Raw genomic sequence first — 24136 nt, forward strand, 5'->3', positions numbered from 1 at the left:
GCATGACCAAGCACGAAGACCTGTACGTCCCCAAGGGCACGACGGCTGACGGCACTTACTCCCTCGCCATCGACCCCGAGCGGGCCGGCTGGACCCACAGCGGTCTGCGGATCGTCGAGTTGGAGCCGGACGGCCGCCACGACTTCGACACGGGCGACAGCGAGTGGATCGTCCTCCCCCTCGAAGGCGGATGTACGGTGCGAACGGACCAGAACGAGTTCCAACTCCTGGGCAGGGAAAGCGTGTTCGCGTCGGTCTCCGACTTCGCGTACGTTCCCCGCGACGCCCGGGTCCAGATCGCCTCCGGCGCGGGAGGCCGCTTCGCCCTGGCAGGAGCGAAGTGCGAGCGACGACTCCCCGCCCGCTACGGCCCCGCGCCGGAGGTCCCCGTCGAAGAGCGCGGCAGCGGCGACTGCGCCCGTCTGGTGCGCAACTTCGCCTCCGCCGACGCCTTCGACTGCGACAAGCTGATCGCCGTCGAGGTCGTCACCCCCGGCGGCCACTGGTCCTCGTACCCGCCGCACAAGCACGACGAGCACCGGCCGGGCGAGGAGGCGGAGCTCGAGGAGATCTACTACTTCGAGATCGACGGCCCCGGCGGCTTCGGCTACCAGCGGGTGTCCCCCTCGCGGGAGGGCGGCGCCGACGTCCTCGCCGAGGTCCGCTCCGGCGACGCCGTCCTCGTCCCCGACGGATGGCACGGCCCGTCGATCGCCCAGCCCGGCCACGCCATGTACTACCTGAACGTCATGGCGGGTCCGGGCGAGACCCGGGAGTGGCGGATCTGCTTCCACCCGGACCACGTAGAAGGGGGTTACCGATGACCACCAGGCTCACCGTGGCCCAGGCGCTGGTGCGCTTCCTCGCCGCGCAGCGCACCGAGCGCGACGGCGTACGGCAGCGGCTGATCGGCGCGACCTGGGGCATCTTCGGCCACGGAAACGTCGCAGGCCTCGGCCAGGCGCTCGTCGAGTACGCCGACGACATGCCCTTCCACCAGGGGCGCAACGAGCAGTCGATGGTCCACGCGGCCGTCGGTTACGCCCGCCAGTCGGGCCGGCTGTCCACGCACGCCGTGACGACGTCCATCGGCCCCGGCGCGACCAATCTGGTCACCGGCGCCGCGCTCGCCACGATCAACCACCTCCCGGTGCTCCTCCTGCCCGGCGACGTCTTCGCCACGCGGCCCGCGGACCCGGTGCTCCAGCAGCTCGAAGTGCCCTACGCGGGCGATGTGTCCGTCAACGACTGCCTGCGGCCGGTGTCCAGGTACTTCGACCGGATCACCCGCCCCGAGGCCCTGATCCCGGCCGCCCTCCAGGCGATGCGCGTGCTCACCGACCCCGTGGAGACGGGCGCGGTGACCCTCGCCCTGCCCCAGGACGTCCAGGCCGAGGCCTACGACTGGCCGGAGGAGTTCTTCGCCGAGCGCACCTGGGCCGTACGTCGCCCGGGGGCCGATCCGGCCGAACTCGCCGAGGCGGTCCGCGCGATCAGGTCGGCCCGGCGGCCGCTGCTCGTCGCGGGCGGCGGCGTCCACCACAGCCGCGCCGAGGAGGCCCTCGCCGAGTTCGCCGGCGCCACCGGCATCCCGGTCGCCTCCACCCAGGCCGGCAAGGGCTCCCTGCGCCACGACCACCCGCAGGACGTCGGCGGCGTCGGCCACACCGGCACCGCGACCGCCGACGAACTGGCCCGCACCGCCGACCTGGTCATCGGCGTGGGCACCCGGTACAGCGACTTCACCACCGCCTCCAACACCCTCTTCGCCGCCGACGGCGTCCGCTTCCTCAACCTCAACATCGCCCCCTACGACGGTCACAAGCTCTCCGGACTCCCGCTGGTCGCGGACGCCCGCAGCGGCCTCGAGGAGCTGACCGCGGCGCTGCTCACGCACGGCCACCGGGTCGCGGAGGAGTACGTCACCCAGTACACCGAGGACAAGGAGCGCTGGGAGCAGCGCGTCGACGCCTGCTACGAGGCCGAGGAGCCGGACGTACGCCCGACGCAGCCGCAGGTGCTCGGCGCGCTGGACGCCCTCGTCGACGAGTCGGACGTGATCATCAACGCGGCCGGTTCGCTCCCCGGCGACCTGCACAAACTGTGGCGGGCGCGCTCACGGGACCAGTACCACCTGGAGTACGGCTACTCCTGCATGGGCTACGAGATCCCCGCCGCGATCGGTGTGAAGCTCGCGGCTCCCGAGCGCAACGTCTGGGCGCTGGTCGGCGACGGCACGTACCTGATGATGCCGACGGAGATCGTCACGGCGGTGCAGGAGGGGATCGCGATCAAGATGATCCTCGTGCAGAACCACGGATACGCCTCGATCGGCGGTCTGTCGGAGTCGGTGGGCGGTGAGCGGTTCGGCACCGCGTACCGGTTCACCTCCGACGACGGCACGTTCACCGGCGCGCCGCTGCCCGTCGACCTGGCCGCGAACGTGGCCAGCCTGGGCATGCGGGTGCTGCGGGCGAAGACCGTCCACGACCTGCGCGAGGCGCTCGCCGAGGCGCGCGCCGCCGACACTCCCACTTGTGTCTACGTCGAGACCCGAACGGCAGACACAGTGTCGGGCCCGCCCCCGGCGCAGGCCTGGTGGGATGTACCCGTGGCCGAGACCGCGACCCGCCCGTCGGCGGTCAAGGCCCGTGAGCTGTACGAACGGCACGTCTCAACCCGACGCCGCCATCTGTGAAGGAGCACTCGGTCATGACGAAGATCGTCAACCACTGGATCGGCGGCAAGACCGTCGAAGGCGCGTCGGGTACGTACGGGCCGGTCACCGACCCGGCCACCGGCGCGGTCACCACGAAGGTCGCGTTCGCGACGGTGGACGAGGTGGACGCCGCCGTCGCCGCCGCCAAGGACGCCTACGCCACCTGGGGCCAGTCCTCGCTGGCGCAGCGCACGTCGATCCTGTTCAAGTTCCGCGCGCTGCTGGACGAGCACCGCGACGAGATCGCGGAGCTGATCACCGCCGAGCACGGCAAGGTGCACTCCGACGCGCTGGGCGAGGTCGCCCGCGGCCTGGAGATCGTCGACCTGGCGTGCGGCATCAGCGTGCAGCTGAAGGGCGAGCTGTCGACGCAGGTCGCGAGCCGCGTGGACGTCTCCTCGATCCGCCAGCCGCTGGGCGTGGTCGCCGGCATCACGCCGTTCAACTTCCCGGCAATGGTCCCGATGTGGATGTTCCCGATCGCCATCGCGACCGGCAACACCTTCGTGCTGAAGCCGAGCGAGAAGGACCCGTCGGCGTCGCTGAAGCTCGCCGAGCTGCTGTCGGAGGCCGGGCTGCCCGACGGCGTCTTCAACGTCGTCCACGGCGACAAGGTGGCCGTCGACCGCCTCCTGGAGCACCCGGACGTCAAGGCGGTCTCCTTCGTCGGCTCCACCCCGATCGCCCGCTACATCCACACCACCGCCTCCGCGAACGGCAAGCGCGTCCAGGCTCTCGGCGGCGCGAAGAACCACATGCTGGTGCTGCCGGACGCGGACCTCGACGCGGCGGCCGACGCCGCGGTGTCCGCCGCGTACGGCTCGGCGGGCGAGCGCTGCATGGCGATCTCCGCGGTCGTCGCCGTCGGCGCCGTCGGCGACGAACTGGTCGAGAAGATCCGCGAACGCGCCGAGAAGATCAAGATCGGCCCAGGCAACGACCCCACGTCGGAGATGGGCCCCCTGATCACCGCGGCCCACCGCGACAAGGTGGCGTCCTACGTCACGGGCGCGGCGGCCGAGGGCTCGGAGGTGGTCCTCGACGGCACCGGATTCACGGTGGAGGGCCACGAGGACGGCCACTGGATCGGCATCTCGCTCCTCGACAAGGTGCCCACGTCGGCGAAGGCCTACCAGGACGAGATCTTCGGCCCGGTGCTGTGCGTCCTGCGCGTCGACACCTACGAGGAGGGCGTCGCGCTGATCAACAGCTCCCCCTTCGGCAACGGCACCGCGATCTTCACCCGCGACGGCGGCGCGGCCCGCCGCTTCCAGCTGGAGGTCGAGGCCGGCATGGTCGGCGTCAACGTCCCGATCCCGGTCCCCGTCGGCTACCACAGCTTCGGCGGCTGGAAGGACTCCCTCTTCGGGGACCACCACATCTACGGCAACGACGGCACCCACTTCTACACCCGGGGCAAGGTCGTCACCACCCGCTGGCCCGACCCGGCCGACGCCCCGGCGGGCGTCGACCTGGGCTTCCCCCGCAACCACTGACGCCCGACCGCACGGCTGCCCCGGCATACCGCGTCCGCGGTATGCCGGGGCAGCCGTGTCCGCCTTCAGGAGCACCCGGCCTCGGTCTTCGGGTGACAACTCTCCGACAGGTTGACCCCGTACCGTTGAAGCATGGATCTTCGACTGCTCGGGCGGTCCCGGCGTGCGCTCGTCGGCGCCGCTGCCGCCGTCGTCGTGCTCGTCGGTGCGGGGACCTGGACGGCCGTCGCCGACGACGACCCGCCGAAGGTGCGGCGGGCCGAGCAGGTCATGGACATGGGCGGCGGAGTCCGGCTCGACACCTCGTACTTCACCGCCGGCGGCGACGGCCGCCGGCCCGCAGTGCTGCTCGCGCACGGCTTCGGGGGCAGCAAGGACGACGTGCGGCGGCAGGCCGAGGATCTCGCGCGGGACGGGTACGCCGTGCTGACCTGGTCCGCGCGCGGGTTCGGCACGTCCACCGGGCGGATCGGGCTCAACGACCCGAAGGCCGAGGTCGCCGACGTCTCGAAGCTGATCGACTGGCTGGCGAAGCAGCCGCAGGTGCGGCTCGACAAGGCGGGCGACCCCCGCGTCGGCATGGCCGGCGGTTCCTACGGCGGCGCCGTCTCGCTGCTGGCCGCCGGACACGACCGCCGGGTCGACGCCATCGCCCCGTCGATCACCTACTGGAACCTCGCCGACGCCCTGTTCCCCGACGGCGTGTTCAAGAAGCTGTGGGCCGGCGTGTTCTTCAACAGCGGTGGGGGGTGCGACCGGTTCGAGCCCGCGCTGTGCGCGATGTACCAGCGGGTCGCCGAGTCCGGCGTCCCGGACGAGGCCGCACGCCGACTGCTCGAAGCGCGTTCGCCGTCCGCCGTCGGCGATCGCGTCAAGGTGCCCACCCTCCTCTTCCAGGGGCAGACCGACTCCCTCTTCACGCTCGCCCAGTCCGACGCCGCCGCGAAGGCGATCAAGGCCAACGGCGCCCCCGTCGACGTCGACTGGATCGCGGGCGGTCACGACGGCGGGGACATGGAGAGCGGGCGCGTCCAGGCCCGCGTCACCGACTGGTTCGACCGGTACCTCAAGGACGACCGAAGCGCCGACACCGGCCCCGCCTTCCGCGTCACCCGCACCCTCGGCACCGGCACCGGCACCGGCGACGGCGAACCGCGTCTGCGCGGCGTGAGCGCCGACAGTTACCCCGGCCTTGACGGCAAGCCCCGCCCGGTCCCGCTCAGCGGACGCGAACAGCGCGTCGACAACCCGGCCGGCGCCTCCCCGCCCGCCGTGTCGGCTCTGCCCGGCCTCGGCGCGGGCAGCGGCCTCTCCCAGCTGTCCTCCCTCGGCGTGGGCGTCTCCCTCGACTTCCCCGGCCAGTTCGCCGCCTTCGAGTCGGCGCCCTTCCGCGACGACGTCCGCATCACCGGCTCGCCCGAGGTCACCGTCCACGTGAGGTCGACGGCCGACGACGCCGTGCTCTTCGCCAAGGTGTACGACGTCGGCCCCGGCGGTCAGCGGCAGCAGGTGCTGCCGTCCCAGCTGGTGCAGCCCGTCCGCGTCACGGGCGCCAAGGCCGGCAAGGACGTCACGCTCACCCTGCCCGCGATCGACCACGAGGTGGACGACGGCCACCGCCTGCGCCTCGTCCTCGCCTCCACCGACCTCGGCTACGCCTCCCCGGCGGCCCCGGCGACGTACACCGTCTCCCTGAAGAGCGACCTGACGGTGCCGACCGCCCTCAGCCGCTCCGACGTCCCGCCCGCGCTGCCCGCATGGGTGTGGTGGCTTCCGCTCGCCGGCGCGGGCGTCGCCCTCGCCCTGCTGCTGACCGCCCGCCGCCGCACCGCCGCGCCCGCCCCGGCGGACCCCGCGCTGGCCGACGTGCCCCTCCAGATCACCGGCCTGAGCAAGCGGTACGCCAAGGCGGCCGACCGCTACGCCGTCAAGGACCTGTCCTTCCGCGTGGAGAAGGGCCAGGTGCTGGGACTGCTCGGCCCCAACGGCGCCGGCAAGACGACCACCCTGCGCATGCTGATGGGGCTGATCAGGCCGGACGGCGGCGAGATCCGCGTCTTCGGGCACGCCATCGCGCCCGGCGCGCCGGTCCTGTCCCGGGTCGGCGCGTTCGTCGAGGGCGCGGGCTTCCTCCCGCACCTCACCGGCCGCGAGAACCTCGACCTGTACTGGCGGGCCACCGGCCGCCCACCGCAGGACGCCCACCTGGAGGAGGCCCTGGAGATCGCGGGCCTCGGCGACGCCCTCGCCCGCGCGGTGCGCACGTACTCCCAGGGCATGCGCCAGCGCCTCGCCATCGCCCAGGCGATGCTGGGCCTGCCCGACCTGCTCATCCTCGACGAGCCGACCAACGGACTCGACCCGCCCCAGATCCGCGAGATGCGCGAGGTGATGATCCGCTACGCGGCGGCCGGCCGCACGGTGATCGTCTCCAGCCATCTTCTGTCCGAGGTGGAGCAGTCCTGCACGCACCTGGTCGTCATGGACCATGGGCGGCTCGTCCAGGCCGGCCCGGTCGCCGAGATCGTCGGCTCCGGCGACACCCTCCTCGTCGGCACGGCGACGCCGGTGGACGACCCGGTCGTCGACAAGGTCGCCGCGCTGCCCGGCGTGGCCTCGGCCGTCCGCGCCGACGCCGGACTGCTGGTCCGCCTGGACGCCGGCGGCAGCGCGTCGGGCCTGGTCGCCGAACTCGTGCGCCTGGAGGTGCCGGTGGAGTCGGTCGGCCCGCACCGCCGCCTCGAAGACGCCTTCCTCACCCTGATCGGAGACTGAAGATGAGCACGGTGACCGACCGCGCCGAGCCCGTCGAGGTCGCCGACGGCTACCGCGCCGGGCGCACTCTGCCCCTCCGGGTCGAACTGGTCCGCCAGCTCAAGCGGCGCCGCACCATGGTCATGGGCGGCGTCCTGTTCGCCCTGCCGTTCGTGCTGCTCGTCGCCTTCCAGGTGGGCGGCGACCCCGGCTCCGGAAACAACCGCGTCAACCTGATGGACACGGCGACGCTGTCCGGCACCAACTTCGCCGCGGTGAACCTCTTCGCCGCGGCGGGCTTCCTGCTGGTCATCCCCGTCGCGCTGTTCTGCGGCGACACCGTCGCCTCCGAGGCCGGCTGGTCCTCGCTGCGCTACCTGCTCGCCGCGCCCGTGCCCCGCGCCCGCCTGCTGTGGTCCAAGCTCGTCGTCGGGCTCGGCCTCAGCCTGGTGGCGATGGTGCTGCTGCCCGTGGTCGCCCTCGCCGTCGGCACGGCCGCCTACGGCTGGGGCCCGCTGGAACTGCCCACCGGCGGCTCGATGCCCGCGGGCACCGCCGCCCAGCGCCTGGCCGTCACCGTGGCGTACATCTTCGTGTCCCAACTGGTCACCGCCGCCCTCGCGTTCTGGCTCTCCACCAAGACCGACGCCCCGCTCGGCGCGGTCGGCGGCGCGGTCGGACTGACCATCGTCGGCAACGTCCTCGACGAGGTGACGGCCCTCGGCGACTGGCGCCACTTCCTGCCCGCGCACTGGCAGTACGCCTGGCTCGACGCCGTACGGCCCCAGCTCGACTGGACCGACATGATCCAGGGCATGTCCCTGTCGATAACGTACGCGCTCGTGCTGTTCGCCCTGGCCTTCAGGGGTTTCGCCCGCAAGGACGTCGTCTCCTAGGTCAACGGAAGATCACCCGCCGGTCTCGACGGGTGTCCGCCGTGCCCTCTTCGAGACCCTTCCGCAACGCCCCGTGACGCACGTTCCGGGCCCCCGTGCCGTCACAGTCACGTACGGCGAGGTCAACGGACCAAGGGGGCACGGGAGATGGACCACCATCGGACGCGACGACTGATCGCCGGCGCGGCCGCCGCGCTGGCGCTGCTCACCGGCTGCGCCGCGGGCGGCTCGGGCGCCCCGGACGGGGGCGGCGCCCAACGGGCCGACCACGAAGGCGGCTTCCCGGCCCCGAGCGCGCCCCGCCCGGAGGGCGACGGCGCCGCCCGGGGAGACGACCCGTCCGCCGGCCGCCTGTCCACCTTCGCCCTCGACGTCGACACCGCCTCCTACGGCTACGCGCGCCGCGCCCTCGCCGACGGCCACCTGCCCGAGCCGTCGACGATCCGCCCGGAGGAGTTCGTCAACAGCTTCCGCCAGGACTACGAACGCCCCGACGGCGACGGCTTCTCCGTGACCGTCGACGGCGCCCGCACCGGCGAGGACGACTGGTCCCTGGTCCGTGTCGGCCTGGCCACCCGCACCGCGAGCAGCACGGGCGAACGCCCGCCCGCCGCCCTCACCTTCGTCATCGACGTCTCCGGTTCGATGGCCGAACCCGGACGCCTCGACCTCGCCCAGCGGGCCCTCGGCACCATGACCGACCGCCTGCGCGACGACGACTCCGTCGCCCTCGTCACCTTCAGCGAGGAGGCCGAGACCGTCCTGCCGATGACCCGGCTCGGCGACGCGGGCGACCGCGCCCGCGTGCACGACGCCATCGACAGCCTGGAGCCCGCCGACTCGACCGACCTCGGCGCGGGCGTCGAGACCGGCTACGCCACCGCGGTCGAGGGTCTGCGCGAGGGCGCCACCAACCGGGTCGTCCTCGTCTCCGACGCCCTCGCCAACACCGGTGACACCGACGCCGATTCCATCCTGGAACGCGTCTCGACGGCCCGCCGCGAGCACGGCGTCACGCTCTTCGGCGTCGGCGTCGGCAGCGACTACGGCGACGCCCTCATGGAACGCCTCGCCGACAAGGGCGACGGCCACACCGTCTACGTGTCGGACGAGAAGGACGCCGAGAAGGTCTTCGCCGGGCAACTCCCGCGGAACGTGGACCTCACCGCCCGTGACGCCAAGGCGCAGGTCGCCTTCGACCCGCACACGGTCGAGGAGTTCCGGCTCGTCGGCTACGACGACCGCCGGGTCGCCGACGAGGACTTCCGCGACGACCGTGTCGACGGCGGCGAGGTCGGACCCGGCCACACGGTCACCGCCCTCTACGCCGTCCGCACTGCGCCGGGCGCGCGGGGCCGCCTCGCCACGGCCACCGTCCGCTGGCTCGACCCCGCCACCCGCGCCCCGCACGAGACCTCGGGCCGCCTGGAGACCGCCGCCCTGCACGACTCCCTGGCCGACGCCCCCACCCGCTTCCAAGTCACCGCCACCGCAGCCTACTTCGCCGACCTCCTGCGCCAAGGAGTCGGCGGGAGCGGTGCCTTGCCGGACTCCCCGCCCTTGAGCCGGCTGAAGGAGAGCGCCGACGGCCTCGCGAGGAAGACGGAGGACGAGGAAGTACGGGCCCTCGCCAAGGCGATCGGCGAGGCGAGCCGGCTCCGCGGCTGAGGCGACGCCTTCCGGGGCCGCGACGGACGCCGCGGCTCGACACCTCGGGGCGCACGGGAACGGCGGGTCACCGGAGGACCGGTGACCCGCCGTCGCGGCGCCGTGAGGGCTCAGCCGTTGTGCGCGCCGTTGGCGGTCAGGAGCGAGACGTCGTCCAGGATGTGCGACAGCGGCTCGTCGCCCTTGGCCTGGGTGGAGTTCTCGACGCACTGCTGGTTCTGCGGGGCCGAGAGGATCGGGACGTCCTGCAGGGCGACGGGGCTCGCGCCCTGAGTGTTGACCTTCACGGGAATGCCGAGGCACGGCTTGTTCAGCGAGCCCTGGACCAGCGAGAGCTGCGGGCTCATGTCGCCGGAGGTCGACGAGTTGCCGAACTCCGACCTGGCGCCGTTGCCGCTGGCCGAGGTGGTGCCACTGTCGTCACCGATGGCGAGAGCCTGGGGGGCGGTCACCGCCGTGAATCCGGCGAGCGAGGCGGCGACAGCCGCGGTTGCCCACAGCTTCTTCATGTTCGTTCCCTTCGAAAAGCGGACTCCGGTGAGGAGTTGCGTGCTGGTCAACGTCGGGGCACCGGCCCGGGTTGCGTGCTGTGCCCCGATCGGCCCAGCGCATCGGCGTGCCCGCGCATGCGCCCCTCACCGACGCGTGGGCGCGCACACGAAGGAGCGGGCCGCCGGTGGATCGGCGGCCCGCTGCCGGGGCCCGAAACGGCCCCGAGGGCTCGCAGGACGAGCCCGTTCACCTCGTCGGTCGTACGGTCAGACCCTCACTCGTTGCCCACCCCGTTGCCCGAGAGCAGCGCGAGGTCGTCCAGGATGTGCGACAGCGGCTCGTCGCCCTTGGCCTGGGTGGAGTTCTCGACGCACTGCTGGTTCTGCGGGGCGGAGAGGATCGGGACGTCCTGGGCGCCGATCACCGTGGTCACCGCCTGGGTGTTGAGCTTGGCCGGCAGACCGATGCAGGGCTTGTTGAAGGAGCCCTGGACGAGCGCCATCTGCGGGCTCATGTTGCCGTAGGTGGCCGAGTTGCCGAACACCTGGGAGGCGCCGTTGCCGCTGGCGGACGTGGTGCCGCTGTCGTTGCCGATGGCGAGCGCCGGGGCCGCGACCGCGACGGAGGCGCCCATGGCGGAGGCGGCGACCGTGACTGCGGCCAGAACCTTCTTGATCACTTGCTTGTCCCTTCTGAAAAAACCCCGTCCACCGGAGCGTCTTGGTCAACTCGGCCGGGAGGGCTTGGTTGCTGTGATTCACCCCGATGGCTCACACCGGACCACCGATCCGCCGTCCGTTCTCCGCCGAATCGTTTCCCTCCCCAGGGGGCCCAGTCGTATGAACGCCGCGAACGCGTTCGGGTGAATTGACCTGCGACCCGCGTTCGCCGGCTTCCTCCGCCGTCTATCTGTCGTGTGCAGCCTGCAGGTCATGGTGCGAGCTGATCCGGCTGCGCTCGCTCGGTTCCGGCCGCCAGGCATGACCGCACAGAAGGGAACGTCATGAAGAAGACCGCCGCCGTCGTCGCGGGCCTGATCCTTGGTCTGGGCGGAGCCGCCCCCGCCTTCGCGGACTCCACCGCCGAAGCTGTGGCCATCGGTTCCCCCGGGTTCCTCTCCGGCAACGTGACGCAGTACTCGTTCCACATCCAGGCGAACGTCTGCGGGAACACGTTCGGTGCGACCGGCCTGCTGAGCCCGGCTTTCGGCAACCTGTGCGTCAACGACTGACGATGCCCCCACCAGCCGACGGCTGGGTCGAGGCCGGCCTTGGACGACTGCTCCCTTGTTCCAGGTCGGCCTTTCCCGTTTCTCCCACCAGGAAGACGATCAGATGCGACAGACCCTGACCAGGGGAATGATCGCGGCGGCCGCCGCGACGAGTCTTCTGTCCCTGTGCGGCGGCGCCGCCTACGCCGACTCGTCCGCGGACGGGACCGCCACGGGCTCGCCCGGCGCCGTGTCGGGCGCCGGCGTCCAGTCCCCGGTGACCCTGCCGGCGAGCCTGTGCGGCGACACGGCCGGTCTCGCCGCCGCGTTCGGCCAGGCCCTCGGCGACTTCTGCGCGGACACCTCCGACGAGACGAGCACCTCGGACGCCGCAGACACATCCGACGCGGAGGACACCGCAGACGAGGCGAAAACCACCGAGGACGCGAGCACGTCCGCCCCGGCCGACGGCGCGGCCCGCGCCGACGAGGCCACCTCCGCCGGGGCCGACTCGGACTCGGACCACGCCGACCCGGGCTACGGTGAGGACCCGGGCTACGGAAACCCACCTCACGAAGACGACGAACCGGGTTACGGCGACCCGGGCCAGGGCGGCGACAAGGATCCGGGATACGGCGGTCACCACGACGGCGACCCGGGTTACGGCGGTGACGACGGCCCCGGCTACGGCGATGACGACGACTCGGGCTACGGCAGCGACGACGGCCCGGGCTACGGGGACGACGACTCCGGTTACGGCAGTGACGACGGCCCCGGTTACGGTGATGACGACGACTCGGGCTACGGGTCCACGCCTCCGCCCCCCGGCGGACCCGTCACGCCCCCGGAGGGCGGGCACACCACGCCGCACGACCCCCCGCCCCCCGGTGACGACGACCACGGCACTCCGCCCGGCGAGGAGAACAACGAGCCTCGTCCGCAACTGCCCGAGACCGGCAGCGAGAGTCTGCTCGCCGCTTCCGGCGTGAGCGCGGCGCTGATCACCGCGGGCGCGCTGCTCTACCGACGGGGCCGGGCCGCCTCACGGCGCTGACCGCACGGGCGCCGGACGCCCCCGGCGCCCCTTCGTACGGCGAGGCGGGGAGCTTCAGCAGCTCCCCGCCTTCTCGTCGTCGGCGTGACCGCCCGCGTCCGGCACGCCGGGCAGCCCCGTCTGCGGCGATCCCTCATGGACCGCCCCCCGCCGGATCACAAGCGGAGGAACCTCACCACAGGCCCCCGCGCCGAAACCCGCCTCCGGCGCCGGCCCCGGCCTGGTGCGACGCAGCCGCCCCCACAGCCGCCGGGTGACATGGGCGCACCACAGCGCCCACATCGCACGGCCGGCAGCGGCGTCGTCCCCCGCGTACCAGGCCAGCTCCCGGTCGGTACGGACCCGGCGCAGCGCCGACAGCGGCGCGTAGTTCTCCACCACGAACGCCCGCCCGGGCCGCGCCTCCCCCTCCGGCAGGGGACGGTACGTCAGGTCCAGGTGCTGCGCGCGTACGACGTCCAGCCCGGCGGTGTCGGTGAAGAGCCGGAACTGCGCCCCGGGCCGCGGGTTGAAGTCGAGCAGGTGATAGCGCCCGGTCGTGCCGCAGCGGCGGTAGTCGAGGTCGAGGATGCCGCGGTAGCCGAGCAGCTCGGCGAGCCGTTCGGACTGCTCCCGCACGGTGGCGTTCGGGACCCACTCGCCCACCGCCGTCAGGCCGGCCCCGCGTGGCCAGGCGCTCAGCTTGCGGCCCGTGCCGCCGGCGCGCATCACGCCCGAGCGGTCGGCGTACCCGTGGAAGAACCAGTCGCGGTCGTCGCCCGGCGGCAGGAACTCCTGGAGCAGGAGACGGCTGCCGGCCTCCTCGCGCCGCAGGTACAGCTCCCGCACCTCCTGCGCGGAGCGCAGCACCGACGTGCTGCGCAGTCCCGATCCGGTGGGCAGCAGCCAGGGCCGGCTCCACTTCGCCACCAGCGGGAACCCGAGCCGCCGCGCGGCGGAGACGGCCTGCTCGGCGCTCTCCGGGACGAAGGTGCACGGGTGAGCGACGTCCGCGGCCGCGCACATCTGCGCCAACTCGCTCTTGTCGGCTACACGTTCGGGAAGCGTCGGGGACTGCTGCGGCAGCAGGTAGGCGGGGGTCAGCTCCGTGCGCAGCCGGCTCACGGCGACGGCGCCGGCGTCGTCCATGGGGATCAGCACGGCGGGCCGTTCGATGCGGGCGGCCACCCGCAGCAGCAGGGCCACGATCTCCTCGGGGGAGGCGCCCGGCGCCGGCGGGGGGTGCAGCCGCCGCACGTGGCGCGACGTGCGGATCGGGCTCCCCGTCGTCTCGGCGACCACGTGCACGTCCGCTCCGGCTCGGCCGAGGGAACGGACCGCGCCCAGCGTTCCGTGGTGAAAGGGGTTCCGGTCGATTCGCAGCAGTACGGCGGGGACTCGGGTGTCGAGCAGCGACACGGGGCTTTTTCCTTCGGGTCGGTTCACCGGTGCGGGCGATCAGTGCACTCGAAAGCCGTAACGGCGGTGGCGTGATTCCTTTTCATCTGACTTACATATGACTGAGTGTCAGTCATTCGAAATCAGCACGCGGGACCGCGTGAGAGTGGAGAAAGGAGCAGGTATGGCCCCACAGCAGCGACGCGCCCCGTCCCGACGGCTCGCCGTCGTGACGGCGGCGGTGGCGATGACGGCGGCGCTGGCGTCCGGTCCTGGACTCGCCGCGGACGCGGGGGTGGCGCGGGCCGCCGCTCCCTCCCCCGGACCTCTCTCCGAGCCCCTCGTGACGGCCGCCGAGCCGGCCCCGGGGCCGCCCCCCATCCCCGAGCAGAGTCCCGCCGTACCCGCCCCCGAGCAGAGCCCCGCCGCCCCCGCCGCCGAGCGGAGCCCCGGCGCGGACCCCCCGCAGAGCCCCGCCGCGGCCTCCCCGGGCGGGAGCGCGGCACCGGCGTCGCCCGCCGCCTCCGGCACCGCCTTCGGCGCCTACCTCGACTACGGCCCCCTGGGCGTGGCCCGGATCGCCCAGCTCAGCGCCTGGCTCGACGGCGCCGAACTCCGCGTGGGGCACACGTACTTGCCGGGCGACCGGTGGAGCAACATCGAGGGCCGGCCCGGCTTCCTCGACGCGTGGGCGAACTGGCGGGAGGAGAAGGACGACCGGATGCTCGTCCTCAACGTCCCCATGCTGGAGCGCAACGAGGCGCGCGTCTCCGACGGCGAGGTGCGGATCCTGCTGCGGCTGGGTGCGGCCGGCGCCTTTGACCATCACTTCCGCCGGCTGGCCGAGCGGCTGGTCGGGCTGAACGCACCGGACACGGTGATCGTGCTCGGCTGGGAGATGAACGGCACCACCTACACCCATCGCTGCGGACCTGACCCGGAGGCGTGGAAGGCCTACTGGAACCGGATCGTCACCGCCATGCGGGCGGTGCCGGGCCAGAGGTTCAAGTTCGACTTCACACCGAACCGCGGCCTCGACGCGGTCGCCTGGACCCGGTGCTACCCGGGTGACGACACCGTCGACATCATCGGAATGGATTCCTACGACCAGCCGACCGGAATGCCGTTCGGCGAACAGGTGAGAGAACCCTACGGACTCCAGGCGCATGTGGATTTCGCCAAGAGCCACGGCAAGCCCATTTCCTACCCCGAATGGGGGCTGTTCCGCAACGGCGACAATCCCGAGTACATGCGGAGCATGCTCGGTTGGATCGGTCAGCACAGGCCGCTGTACAACACGCTGACCGACTACTGCCCGCACGGCGTGTGGCAGTGCGGGCAGAACCCGATGGCGTCGCACATCTACCGCTCGCTGCTCTCCGGCCGCCCAGAAGGACCGACCGAAGGACCGGCCGAAGGACCGACCGAAGGACCGACCGAGGGACCGACCGGTGGTCCGGCCCCCCTGAGCACGCCGCTCCCCGGCACAGCAAAGGAGACCCCGCCGGCGGCGCCCACCCCGGAACCGGCGAGGGAGGCACCGCAGAAGCCGACGCCGGTGACCTCCCCATCCGTCTCCGACTGCCCGCAGTTGGACCTCGGGGACTGGGTGGAGCGGTGGATCGGCGGCAAGTCGTGCCTCCCCGCGGCCCGTTGGTCGCGCGACCGCTGAGCGGGGCCTCGGCGGCGGCCGGCCCGTGTCAGGACCCGCCGCCACCGTCACGCCCCTTCTCCGCCCGCTGCCTGCGCTGCTCCCGCTGCTCCTCCCACCGGCGCAGCAGCTCCTTGCCCCGTCGCCGCGCCGCGACATCGCCCGTCACCGCCGAGATCAGCGGGGCGGTGCGCCGACGGGCCAGCAACAGCCGCTGGTTGACGACCGGTTCGGGACGCCAGTGGTGCTTGTACGGCTCGTTGCCGCGCAGCAGGCTCAACGTGCCGCGCCCGCCGCCGCGGGTGTGCTCGGCACACGCGTCCAGCAGCATCACCGCCACGTCCGCCTTGCGCTCGCGCAACCGGGGGTGCGCGCCGTAGAGATAGCCGCCCGCCAGGCGGCGCGACAGCAGGGTCAGGTCGACGGCCACCACGTCGTCGTCGAGACGGAACTCCGTGACCACCGCGTCCCCCGAGCGCACCATCGGCCCGACCGAGCGCACCAGGTGCTCGCGGAACCGCGACTGGAGGTGCTCGCCCGTCACCTTGCGCCCCTGCCACTGCAGCCGGTGCAGGTCCAGCAGACGCCGTACCGCCGGCTCGACGCCGTCGGCCCGCACCACCCGGCGTTCGACGCCGAGCGCGGTCAGCTTGCGCAGCTTGGCCCGCACCCGCTGCTGGGCCTTCGCCGACGGCAGCCGGGCCACCAGCTCGTCCATCGCGACGGCCGGCAGCTCCAGGCACACCGAGTCGCTCACCCGCCGCCGGGGCCCGCGCCAGCGCTCGTACACCTGCTCCACCGCGCCGCCCGGCCGCACCTCGCGGAAGTCGATCAGCGCCGTCCGGGCCGCAGCCGAGAGTCCCTCGGTGAGCGCCTCCACGGCCGTCTCGCCGCGCTCGTCGTCGACCAGCACGTCCCCGTAGTCGGAGATCGCCCCGCCGAGCGGCACGAGCGTGGGCAGCGGGCGGCGCACCGCCATCAGCGGGGCCACGGCGAGGAGTTCGCCGCCCGCGTCGCGCACGGCCAGCACCCGCAGCCGGCCGCGCCTGCCGTACGACAGCCACCACGAGTGCAGCCAGGCGTGGCTCTGGAAGGGGGTGGCCGCGGCGCACCGCCGGTACAGCTCGCCCCAGGCGGGGGCGAGGGCGGCGAACGCCTTCTCGTCGGTGACGACCTGTGTCGTGTACGCCGGTTTCACAGCGCTCCGCGGGTGTCGCCGGCGAGCGCGGGCCCGGGAACCGCGGCCGGGCGGCCGGGCTCCTCCTGGTCCGCTTCCACGTCGTCCGCCCGTTTCCGCTTCGGCCGCACCAGCAGCGCCAGCCCGCCGAGCAGCCCGCCCGCGCTCGCCCCGACCAGGGCGGTCACCGTCGGGGACGCCGAGGACGGCTCGGTCGGCTTGACGGCGCGCGCGAACTGCTGGAGTTCGACGTTGGTGGCGGCCACCGAGTCCTTCGCGTGCCGGGTCATCGCCCGGGACACCGCGTTGGCCATGTCGGCGGCCTGGTCGGGGCGGGAGGAGGTCGCGGTGATCGCGACCATCGGCGCGTCCGGCGAGGTCGCCGTCTGCACGCTGTCGCGCAGAGTCCGCGCCGGCACACCCGCCCACACCTGGGCGTCCCCGAGCACCGCGAGCTGGGTGGCGACCCGGCCGTAGGCCTGGGCGAAGCCCAGCGCGGACGCCGGGTCCGACTTCGCGGTGGGGACGGCGACGACATAGGCGGTGGCCGTGTACACGGGCGGCTTCAGGGCGCCGTACGCCCCGCCGGCCAGGCCGCCCGCGAGGGCGCCCACGACGAGCAGGGACCAGGGCGGGAGCGTCCTGGAGCGGCGCGTGGCGGCGCCGGCCGGGCGGGGCGGGCGGACGGAGTTCTCGGTCATGCGGAAGTGACTCCCTGAGAAGAAGGGGACGACGGGGACGACAGGGGCTTGCGGGACAGGGCGGCCGCGTACACGTCCATGAGGAGGGCGGCGCTGCGGGTGATGTCGTAGTGGCGGGCGGCCTCGGCGACCGTGCGCGGGCGTGGACCCCGGGCGTGCGCCTCGGCCAGCGCCCGCGTGAACGCCCGCTGCCCGCCGGTGACGCGCCGGGCGTCGGGCGCGCTGCGTGCGGGCAGGTCCTCCAGCGCGGGACACGAGGCGTACACCGCGGGCAGTCCCGACGCGAGACCCTCGACGACCGCCAGGCCGAAGGCCTCCTCCGGGGACGGGGCGGCGAGCAGGTCCATCGCGCAGGTGAGGGACGCCAGGTCGGGGCCGGGGCCGCCGTCGGGGACGTAGGGACGCTCACCGGCGAACAGGACGCGGCCGGCGACGCCGCACTCGTGCGCGGTGCGGCGCAGCGCGCCCTCCTCGGGGCCGCCGCCGACCAGCAACAGACGCACGTGCGACGGGAGTTCGGCGAGGGCACGGATGGCGACGTCGAAGCGTTTGCCCGGGTGGAGCCGGCCGACGCAGCCGACGACGTAGGCGTGGTCCGGCAGGCCGAGGTGGCGCCGGGTGCGGTGGCGGCGTCCCGGGTCGAAGCGGAACCGGGCCAGGTCGATGCCGTTGGGGACGACGCCGACGCGGGCCGGCGGGACGCCCCAGCGGTGCAGGCGGCCGGCGACCGTGGGGGAGACGGCGACCGTGGCGTGGCCGAGGCGCTCCCCGGCGAGGTAGAGGGCGCGGACGCCCCGGGTGAGCGGACGGCCCTCCATCTGCGAGTCGCCCAGGGAGTGTTCGGTGGCGACGACGGCGCGCACGCCCGCGAGCCGCGCCGCGAGACGGCCGTACAGGCAGGCCCGGTACAGGTGGGTGTGGACGAGGTCGTAGCGGCCGGAGCGGACGAGGCGGGCCAGCCGGGGCAGGGCGGCCAGGTCGCGGTTGCCGGTCATGCCGAGGTGGACGACGCGCACGCCGTCCGCGGTCAGACCGTCGGCCACCGCCCCCGGGTTGGTCAGCGTCACGACGTCGCAGTCGACGGGCAGGTGCCGCAGCAGCAGCCGCAGTTGCTGCTCGGCTCCGCCGACGCCGAGCCCCGTGATGATGTGCAGGGCCTTCACCGCAGCCCCTCCACGGGACGCCGGCGCAGCCGGTGCAGCCGGTACTTCAGGAACAGCCGGGCGGAGGTGTCGTTCTGGCCGACGTGCACCCGGGGCAGGGCGTGCACCCCGTTCAGCGGACCCGGGTCGATCGCGCACGCGTACGCGTACCCCGCCTCGCGCACGGCGTCCACGGCCCGCCGGTCGACGGTGCCGTACGGGTAGCAGAAGCCCTCGACGTCGACGCCGAGCAGCTCGGCCAGCGCGATCCGGCTCTCCACGGTCTCCGAGGCCAGCGTGGGGTCGTCGGCCTTCGTCAGGTCGAGGTGGACCAGTCCGTGCGAGCCGATCTCGACGCCCTCGGCGGCGGCCTCCCGGATGCCGTCGGCGCTCAGCAGCGGCTTGCGCGGGCCCAGCGGGTCCCAGGCGTTGTCGCCGCCGTACCGGCCGGGCAGCACGAACAGGGTGGCCGTGCAGGAGTGGCGGTGCAGCACGGGCAGGGCGCCGGTGAGGAAGTCGGCGTATCCGTCGTCGAAGGTGAGGCCGACCAGGTCGCGGCCCTCGCCGCGCGCGCGGGCGGCGAGCAGCTCGCGCACGGACACGCCCCTCAGGCCCCGCCGGGTCAGCCAGGCCAGCTGCCGGTCGAGGCGTTCGGGGGTGACCGTGATGCGGTAGGGGTCGTCGGAGCAGTCGCCCACGGAGTGGTACATCGCCACCCACGGGGCCGGTCCTGGAGCCGGGGCCGGTCGTCGGGCGGTGTCAGCGGGAACGGACATGCGGGAGCCTTCGGGTCGCGGAACGGACGAAACGGAGTGCGGTGTCGACGCCCTGGGCGTTCAGGGCCCGGCCGACCAGCAGGAAGACGGCGGTGACCGTGAGCGTTCCGGCGGCGAGCGCGGGTATCGCGCCGTCGATCCGGCTCGCGGTGAACGCCCCGGCGGGTGTGGCGAGCGCCGCCGCCCGCAGCGGGCGGCTCAGCTCGCCCAGCACGGGCCGGACGCGGATCGGCACACAGCGCGGGAGGCCGTGCCGCCCGGAGCGCAGCCCGGGCAGGCCGGCGGGGGCGCCGGCGAGCAGCACCAGGGCGGTGACGGTGATCCCGGCCGCGTTGGCGGCGGCGATCCCGTACACGCCCCACGGGCCGACGGCGAGCACGCCGGACCAGGCGGTCACGACGATGCCGACGGCCATCGCGCCGAACGGGTACCACGCGGCGCGGCCCGCCGAGAAGTACGAGCGGGCCAGCACGCCGACCATGGTCTGGCCGAGCAGCCCGAGCGCGTACACCCGCATCACACCGGCCGTGGCCGCCGTGTCCCGCGCGGTGAACGCGCCTCGCTGGAAGAGGACTTCGATGATCTGCGGTGCGCAGGCCACCACCACGGCCGTGCCCAGCAGGACCACGCAGACGGCCAGCGCCAGATCGCGCTCCACCCGGTCCCGGGCCCGTTCGACGTCCCCCTCGGCCAGCGCCCTCGCGACCACCGGGTAGGTGACCGTGCACAGCATCACCGACAGGATCATCGGCATCTGGGCCACTTTCTGGGCGTAGTTGAGATGCGAGATCGCCCCCGACGGCAGATGCGAGGCGAGGAACCGCTCGACCAGGACCTGCGACTGGCGGCACAGCGCGAACAGCAGCACGGTCGCCACGACGGCCCCGCCGAGCGCCCGAGGCTCCTCACCGCCCCCACCGGCGGGCCCGGACGCGCCCCTCTTCCGCAACTGCTTGATGAGCGACGGAAGTTGTACGGCGACCATCAGGAAACCGCCGACCGCCACCCCGGCCGCCGCCGACCGCACCCCCCAGCTCCCGCCGAGGACGAACATCCCCGTGACGATGCCGACGTTGTACGCCACGTAGATCGCCGCGGGCGCCACGAACCGCCGGTGCGCGCGCAGGGCCGCGCTGCAGTACCCGGCGAGCCCGAAGCTCACCGCGCAGGTCGCCGTGAGCCGGGTGCAGTCGACGGCGAGCCCGGGGTCGGGCAGGCCGGGAGCGAGCAGCTCGACCAACTGCGGTGCCACGCCAACGAGAAGGGCGCCGACGGCGACGAAGGCGAGCGACAGCCGAGGCAGCGTCCCGGCGACCAGGGCGCGCACCGGGTCGCCCGGTGTGCCCTCGGCCCGCCGGGCCAGCGCCACGCTGAACGCCGGGATCAGCGCGAACGCCAACCCGTCCTCGATGAGCAGCGTGGCCGCGAACTCGGGCACGGTCCACGCCACGAGGAACGCGTCCGTGTCCCGTCCCGCCCCGAACAGCCGCGCCAGCGCCTGGTCCCGCACCAGCCCGAGCAGCGCCCCGGCGACGGAGAGCACGGCGGTGACGAGAGCGGCCTTGGCGAGGAAACGCCTAGACGCCGGGGGGAGTTCGGGCTCGGTGCCGCCGTCCTCGGTGGGTGGGGCTGGCTCGGTCGGCTTCTCGGGGCACGGGTCGGCCCGTGCGGCCGGCGGGGCGCCTTCCACGCGGGGCGCCGAGCCACCCGGCACGGGCGGGGCCGGGGTCGGGACGCCCGGCGGTGGGGCGTCTTCCACGCGGGGCGCCGAGCCACCCGGCACGGGCGGGGCCGCGGTCGCGGCGCGCTCCCGCCCGGAGTGCTCGCCGTCGCCGTCCGGGCCGCCGCGGACGGTGAACGCGGTGGCGCCGCCGGCGGGGGAGCCGGCGGCTTCGGCCGCGACGGGGTGCGGGCCCGGTGTTCTGGGAGGGGTCACCGTCATCGGGAGGGCGCCTCCTCGGGGGTGCCGGGCGCCGCCAGGGCCCACCAGGCGGCGAGGCCCAGACAGATCGCGGTCAGCACGGTGGAGGGACCGCCGATGTCGGCGTACAGGAAGTCGGTCAGCTGCCAGATCAGCAGGCCGCAGGCGACGAGCGCGCAGTCGAGACCGGGCGAGCCGAGCCGGCGCACCCGGAACAGTCCGTGCAGCGCGCAGCCCAGCAGCGCCAGCCAGCTGCCGGCGAGGGCGAGCAGCCCGACGAGCCCCTGCTCGCCGAGGACCAGCAGATACATGTTGTGCGGGGACAGCAGCGGCTGCCTGACGAACCCCGACCCGGCGCCGGCGGTGTCGCTGCCGGCGGACAGCGCCAGCGAGGCGTGCGCGTCCCGGTGCTCGGGGAAGCCCTTCAACCCCACGCCGGTCACCGGCTGTTCGCGCCACATGCCGAGCGCCGCCGCCCACATCGTGTACCGGTCGGTCACCGACTGGTCCGGGGCGTCCGCGACCTGCGTGATGCTGCCGACGCGCTCCTGGAGCATCGCCGAGCCGACCCCGAAGCCGCCCACCAGCACCACGCCCAGCGCCGCCGCCACCGCGGCCGCCTTCAGCGCCCGCCGCAACCCGGCCAGCACCAGCTGCGCCGAGCAGGCCACCCCGGTCGCGATCCAGGCGCCCCGGCTGAACGACAGCGCGAGCGGCGCCAGCAGGGCGAGCGCGGACAGACCGGCGACGGTCCGCTGCCGCACGGTGCCCTGCCCGAGTGACAGCCCCACCGCGCAGACCAGCCCGAAGGAGACCACCGTCGCCATGCCCATCACGTCCTGCGGGCCGAAGGTACCGACCGCGCGGATGTCCTCGCCCTGGTAAGAGGCTCCGGTGCCGGTGACGAACTGGTGCACGCCGACCGTCCCCTGCCACCCCGCCAGCCCCACGAACGACCAGGCCAGCAGCCGGAAGTCGGGCCGGCCGCGGATCAGCAGCAGCACGGCAGCGGGCACGATCACGAAGATCTGGAGGTACCGGCCGAGGCCGGCGACCCCCGCCCCCGCCGAGCCCGCGCCCATCGCGGCGAGCGCCAGCCCGGCCACCGGCAGCCCGAGGACCACCGCCGCCGTACGGGACAGGGGACGCCGCCGCTGCCGCAGCAGCCGGACCGCGCAGAACAGCACCACGAGCGCGGAGAGCGCGTCCGCCGGCCCGGCCCCGCCCTCACCGCCGGGGGAGACCGGCAGCGCGAGCAGGGCGACCACGGCGACGACGGGCAGCACCGGCGACAGGCTCCGCAGACGCGGCGGCAGCAGGGCGTGACTCATCGGACGGCTCAGCTCCCGGTCGGTCGCACGAGGGCGGCCGCGGTGCGCAGCAGGATGCAGACGTCCTGCCACAGCGACCAGTTGTCGATGTACGCGTTGTCGAAACGGGCCCGGTCCTCGATGGAGGTGTCACCGCGCAGCCCGTGCACCTGGGCGAGCCCGGTGATGCCCACCCGCATCCGGTGCCGGGACGCGTATCCGGGGTAGGTCTGGCTGAACTGCCGTACGAAGTAGGGCCGTTCCGGCCGTGGACCGACCAGGCTCATGTCACCGCACAGGACGTTCCACAGCTGGAGCAGCTCGTCCAGCGAACTCCGCCGCAGGAAGCGGCAGAAGCGGCTCATCTGCTGGTCGTCCGCCACGCTCCAGCGGGTCGCCGACTCACGTGCGTCGGCCGGCCGGTGGGTGCGGAACTTCAGCAGGGTGAACGGCCGCCCGCCCCTGCCGACGCGCTCCTGCCGGAACACCACGCCCGGCCCGCTGGTCAGCCGCAGCACCAGCGCGAACAGCAGCAGCAGCGGGCTGATCGCGAGCAGCAGCGTCCCGGAGACGACGATGTCCAGCAGCCGCTTGGCACGGCTGTCCGGGTAGCCGACGCCCATGTCGAGGCGACGGCAGGCGAACCCGGCGAGCTGCTCACGGCTCGCGTACGAAGGGCTGTCCGCGTCGAGCTCCCACACCGTGCAGCCCGACTCGGCCAGCGCCCGCAGCAGCGGGCCCTGAGTGGAGCGCACCGCGGGGTCCACGCACAGGACGTCGCGGACGCCGTTCTGGATGAGCGCCCGCTGCACCTCCTGGCCGGTGGTCAGCACGGGAAGCCCGTCGGCGCCGTCGTGGTGGTGGCGGGCGACGATGCCGACGGGTTCGATGCCGTACCGCGGCAGCCGCATTATGGCCTCGGCCACGCGCCGAGCCGTCGGCACCGGGCCGACGACGAGCGCCGCGTGCGGTCGGCGCACCAGCGCCCGGCGGCGACGCTGGTGGACGAGGGCCCGCCCGGCGCAGCAGACCAGCGCCTGGACGGCGGACCCCACGAGAAGGGTGGGCCAGGAGAGCGCGTGGGCCGGCGTGGACGCGGCGACGAGCGCCGCGAGCGTCAGCCACGCCATCGCGATCCGGCCGCACACCGAGGGCAGTTCGTCCAGCACCCCGTGCACGGGGCGCGGCCGGTGCGCGCGCAGCAGCAGCGTGGTCGTGACCAGCGCGCCGAGCAGCAGCGGCTGCTGTCCGGCCCCGGCCAGGACCGGTACGCCCGCCAGCGCGCCGAGGCCGTCGGCCAGCAGGAGGGGAAGGGGGGAGGCGGCCCGCGCCGGGGGCCGCCGGACAGGGAATCGGAATCCGGCTTGGTCGTCGTGCCGCGGGATGACCGCGACGGGTGAGAATCCTGGCTGCGTTCCGGGCGTGGAGAAGGTGCTTTCCGCAGTCACGAGTGGATTGACTCCCTGCGCTCGTTGGAGATGTCGTCGGTGGACCGCCCGGCGGGCGGCTCGGCGGTGGGGCGCGCGGTGGTGGGTGGTGCGGCGGTGGGGCGCTCGGCGGGGGCGCCGGTCGACCGGATGTCGGCCGACGGGGCGGGGTCGGGCGGTTCTGGCGCTCGAGACGGGTGCGGCGCTCGGGAAGGGCCGGAGGGATCGGAGGAATCGCAGGGACCGGACGGTTCGGACGGTTCGGACGGCTCGGTGGACGGGGCGTGGTCGGTGAGGCCGGTCGGTCCATCGGGTTCGGCCGGTCCTGCCGGGTGCGCGGCAGACGGGAGCCGGGTGGCGGGCGG

19 protein-coding genes are annotated in these 24136 nt (G+C 73.7%); 9 read left to right on the top strand and 10 right to left on the bottom strand.

The genetic code is table 11. The features are described from left to right. The first annotated feature begins 2 nt into the window (after window positions 1-2). The 6 genes from iolB to EV567_RS01285 all read left to right on the top strand — a co-directional run bounded on the left by iolB (window position 3) and on the right by EV567_RS01285 (window position 9533). On the top strand, window positions 3-824 hold the full coding sequence (gene iolB / locus EV567_RS01260; protein ID WP_130436691.1) for a 5-deoxy-glucuronate isomerase: 822 nt from the start codon (window positions 3-5) through the stop codon (window positions 822-824). Further along, window positions 821-2698, top strand: coding sequence for a 3D-(3,5/4)-trihydroxycyclohexane-1,2-dione acylhydrolase (decyclizing) (gene iolD / locus EV567_RS01265; protein WP_130436692.1), 1878 nt, complete (start codon window positions 821-823; stop codon window positions 2696-2698). Before iolB ends, iolD begins: the two co-directional genes overlap by 4 nt. 14 nt (window positions 2699-2712) lie before the next feature. Next, complete coding sequence (mmsA, locus tag EV567_RS01270) at window positions 2713-4215, top strand: CoA-acylating methylmalonate-semialdehyde dehydrogenase (protein WP_130436693.1); 1503 nt, start codon at window positions 2713-2715, stop codon at window positions 4213-4215. Window positions 4216-4347: 132 nt separating this feature from the next. Further along, window positions 4348-6990, top strand: coding sequence for a CocE/NonD family hydrolase (locus EV567_RS01275; protein WP_130436694.1), 2643 nt, complete (start codon window positions 4348-4350; stop codon window positions 6988-6990). A 2-nt stretch (window positions 6991-6992) separates the two neighbouring features. Then, window positions 6993-7865: an ABC transporter permease gene (locus tag EV567_RS01280; RefSeq protein ID WP_130436695.1), complete on the top strand. Its 873-nt coding sequence runs from the start codon at window positions 6993-6995 to the stop codon at window positions 7863-7865. Between the two features lie 147 nt (window positions 7866-8012). Then, window positions 8013-9533: a VWA domain-containing protein gene (locus EV567_RS01285; RefSeq protein ID WP_130436696.1), complete on the top strand. Its 1521-nt coding sequence runs from the start codon at window positions 8013-8015 to the stop codon at window positions 9531-9533. 110 nt (window positions 9534-9643) lie between these two features. On the opposite strand, the gene EV567_RS01290 is transcribed toward EV567_RS01285, so the two are convergent. Next, the gene (locus tag EV567_RS01290; RefSeq protein ID WP_130436697.1) at window positions 9644-10042 is read right to left on the bottom strand and encodes a rodlin; all 399 of its coding nucleotides are present in this window, start codon (window positions 10040-10042) and stop codon (window positions 9644-9646) included. A 257-nt stretch (window positions 10043-10299) separates the two neighbouring features. Then, on the bottom strand, window positions 10300-10704 hold the full coding sequence (locus tag EV567_RS01295) for a rodlin (RefSeq protein ID WP_130436698.1): 405 nt from the start codon (window positions 10702-10704) through the stop codon (window positions 10300-10302). A gap of 324 nt (window positions 10705-11028) precedes the next feature. On the opposite strand from EV567_RS01295, the gene EV567_RS01300 reads away from it, so the two are divergent. Together EV567_RS01300 and EV567_RS01305 are read left to right on the top strand one after the other, a co-directional pair. Further along, the gene (locus EV567_RS01300; RefSeq protein WP_130436699.1) at window positions 11029-11256 is read left to right on the top strand and encodes a chaplin; all 228 of its coding nucleotides are present in this window, start codon (window positions 11029-11031) and stop codon (window positions 11254-11256) included. A 103-nt stretch (window positions 11257-11359) separates the two neighbouring features. Further along, complete coding sequence (locus EV567_RS01305; RefSeq protein ID WP_130436700.1) at window positions 11360-12289, top strand: chaplin; 930 nt, start codon at window positions 11360-11362, stop codon at window positions 12287-12289. 54 nt (window positions 12290-12343) lie between these two features. Here EV567_RS01305 and EV567_RS01310 read toward each other — a convergent pair whose 3' ends face one another. Continuing rightward, window positions 12344-13687, bottom strand: a complete 1344-nt coding sequence (locus EV567_RS01310) for an ATP-grasp domain-containing protein (protein ID WP_242620638.1) — start codon at window positions 13685-13687, stop codon at window positions 12344-12346. 163 nt (window positions 13688-13850) lie between these two features. Between EV567_RS01310 and EV567_RS01315 the strand changes: the two genes are divergently transcribed. Beyond that, window positions 13851-15338 carry a glycoside hydrolase family 26 protein gene (locus EV567_RS01315; RefSeq protein WP_130436701.1) on the top strand — a complete coding sequence of 496 codons (1488 nt, stop codon included), beginning with the start codon at window positions 13851-13853 and terminating at the stop codon, window positions 15336-15338. Between the two features lie 28 nt (window positions 15339-15366). On the opposite strand, the gene EV567_RS01320 is transcribed toward EV567_RS01315, so the two are convergent. From EV567_RS01320 to EV567_RS01350, 7 genes are read right to left on the bottom strand one after another with little or no spacing between them, the layout of a single operon-like run. Further along, window positions 15367-16515 carry a GNAT family N-acetyltransferase gene (locus EV567_RS01320; protein ID WP_130436702.1) on the bottom strand — a complete coding sequence of 383 codons (1149 nt, stop codon included), beginning with the start codon at window positions 16513-16515 and terminating at the stop codon, window positions 15367-15369. Beyond that, window positions 16512-17195, bottom strand: a complete 684-nt coding sequence (locus tag EV567_RS01325) for a lipopolysaccharide biosynthesis protein (protein WP_130436703.1) — start codon at window positions 17193-17195, stop codon at window positions 16512-16514. The genes EV567_RS01320 and EV567_RS01325 overlap by 4 nt, the downstream gene beginning before the upstream one ends. Beyond that, window positions 17192-18358, bottom strand: coding sequence for a glycosyltransferase (locus EV567_RS01330; protein WP_130436704.1), 1167 nt, complete (start codon window positions 18356-18358; stop codon window positions 17192-17194). The genes EV567_RS01325 and EV567_RS01330 overlap by 4 nt, the downstream gene beginning before the upstream one ends. Continuing rightward, the gene (locus tag EV567_RS01335) at window positions 18355-19113 is read right to left on the bottom strand and encodes a polysaccharide deacetylase family protein (protein WP_130436705.1); all 759 of its coding nucleotides are present in this window, start codon (window positions 19111-19113) and stop codon (window positions 18355-18357) included. The genes EV567_RS01330 and EV567_RS01335 overlap by 4 nt, the downstream gene beginning before the upstream one ends. Continuing rightward, window positions 19097-21055, bottom strand: a complete 1959-nt coding sequence (locus EV567_RS01340; RefSeq protein WP_242620639.1) for a lipid II flippase MurJ — start codon at window positions 21053-21055, stop codon at window positions 19097-19099. Before EV567_RS01340 ends, EV567_RS01335 begins: the two co-directional genes overlap by 17 nt. Continuing rightward, window positions 21052-22365 carry an O-antigen ligase gene (locus EV567_RS01345; protein ID WP_130436706.1) on the bottom strand — a complete coding sequence of 438 codons (1314 nt, stop codon included), beginning with the start codon at window positions 22363-22365 and terminating at the stop codon, window positions 21052-21054. The genes EV567_RS01340 and EV567_RS01345 overlap by 4 nt, the downstream gene beginning before the upstream one ends. An 8-nt stretch (window positions 22366-22373) precedes the next feature. After that, the gene (locus EV567_RS01350; RefSeq protein ID WP_130436707.1) at window positions 22374-23792 is read right to left on the bottom strand and encodes an exopolysaccharide biosynthesis polyprenyl glycosylphosphotransferase; all 1419 of its coding nucleotides are present in this window, start codon (window positions 23790-23792) and stop codon (window positions 22374-22376) included. Between the last annotated feature and the right edge of the window lie 344 nt (window positions 23793-24136).

Source organism: Streptomyces sp. BK239, from assembly GCF_004217285.1.
Lineage (GTDB): Bacteria > Actinomycetota > Actinomycetes > Streptomycetales > Streptomycetaceae > Streptomyces.

Excerpts from the sequence above, each read along its gene's own strand:
- EV567_RS01290 (WP_130436697.1), bottom strand. The coding sequence starts at position 10,042 with ATGAAGAAGCTGTGGGCAACCGCGGCTGTCGCCGCCTCGCTCGCCGGA.
- EV567_RS01335 (WP_130436705.1), bottom strand. The coding sequence starts at position 19,113 with ATGTCCGTTCCCGCTGACACCGCCCGACGACCGGCCCCGGCTCCAGGA.
- EV567_RS01305 (WP_130436700.1), top strand. The coding sequence starts at position 11,360 with ATGCGACAGACCCTGACCAGGGGAATGATCGCGGCGGCCGCCGCGACG.
- EV567_RS01280 (WP_130436695.1), top strand. The coding sequence starts at position 6,993 with ATGAGCACGGTGACCGACCGCGCCGAGCCCGTCGAGGTCGCCGACGGC.
- EV567_RS01275 (WP_130436694.1), top strand. The coding sequence starts at position 4,348 with ATGGATCTTCGACTGCTCGGGCGGTCCCGGCGTGCGCTCGTCGGCGCC.
- EV567_RS01325 (WP_130436703.1), bottom strand. The coding sequence starts at position 17,195 with ATGACCGAGAACTCCGTCCGCCCGCCCCGCCCGGCCGGCGCCGCCACG.
- EV567_RS01345 (WP_130436706.1), bottom strand. The coding sequence starts at position 22,365 with ATGAGTCACGCCCTGCTGCCGCCGCGTCTGCGGAGCCTGTCGCCGGTG.
- iolD (WP_130436692.1), top strand. The coding sequence starts at position 821 with ATGACCACCAGGCTCACCGTGGCCCAGGCGCTGGTGCGCTTCCTCGCC.
- EV567_RS01300 (WP_130436699.1), top strand. The coding sequence starts at position 11,029 with ATGAAGAAGACCGCCGCCGTCGTCGCGGGCCTGATCCTTGGTCTGGGC.
- EV567_RS01340 (WP_242620639.1), bottom strand. The coding sequence starts at position 21,055 with ATGACGGTGACCCCTCCCAGAACACCGGGCCCGCACCCCGTCGCGGCC.
- iolB (WP_130436691.1), top strand. The coding sequence starts at position 3 with ATGACCAAGCACGAAGACCTGTACGTCCCCAAGGGCACGACGGCTGAC.
- mmsA (WP_130436693.1), top strand. The coding sequence starts at position 2,713 with ATGACGAAGATCGTCAACCACTGGATCGGCGGCAAGACCGTCGAAGGC.
- EV567_RS01285 (WP_130436696.1), top strand. The coding sequence starts at position 8,013 with ATGGACCACCATCGGACGCGACGACTGATCGCCGGCGCGGCCGCCGCG.
- EV567_RS01315 (WP_130436701.1), top strand. The coding sequence starts at position 13,851 with ATGGCCCCACAGCAGCGACGCGCCCCGTCCCGACGGCTCGCCGTCGTG.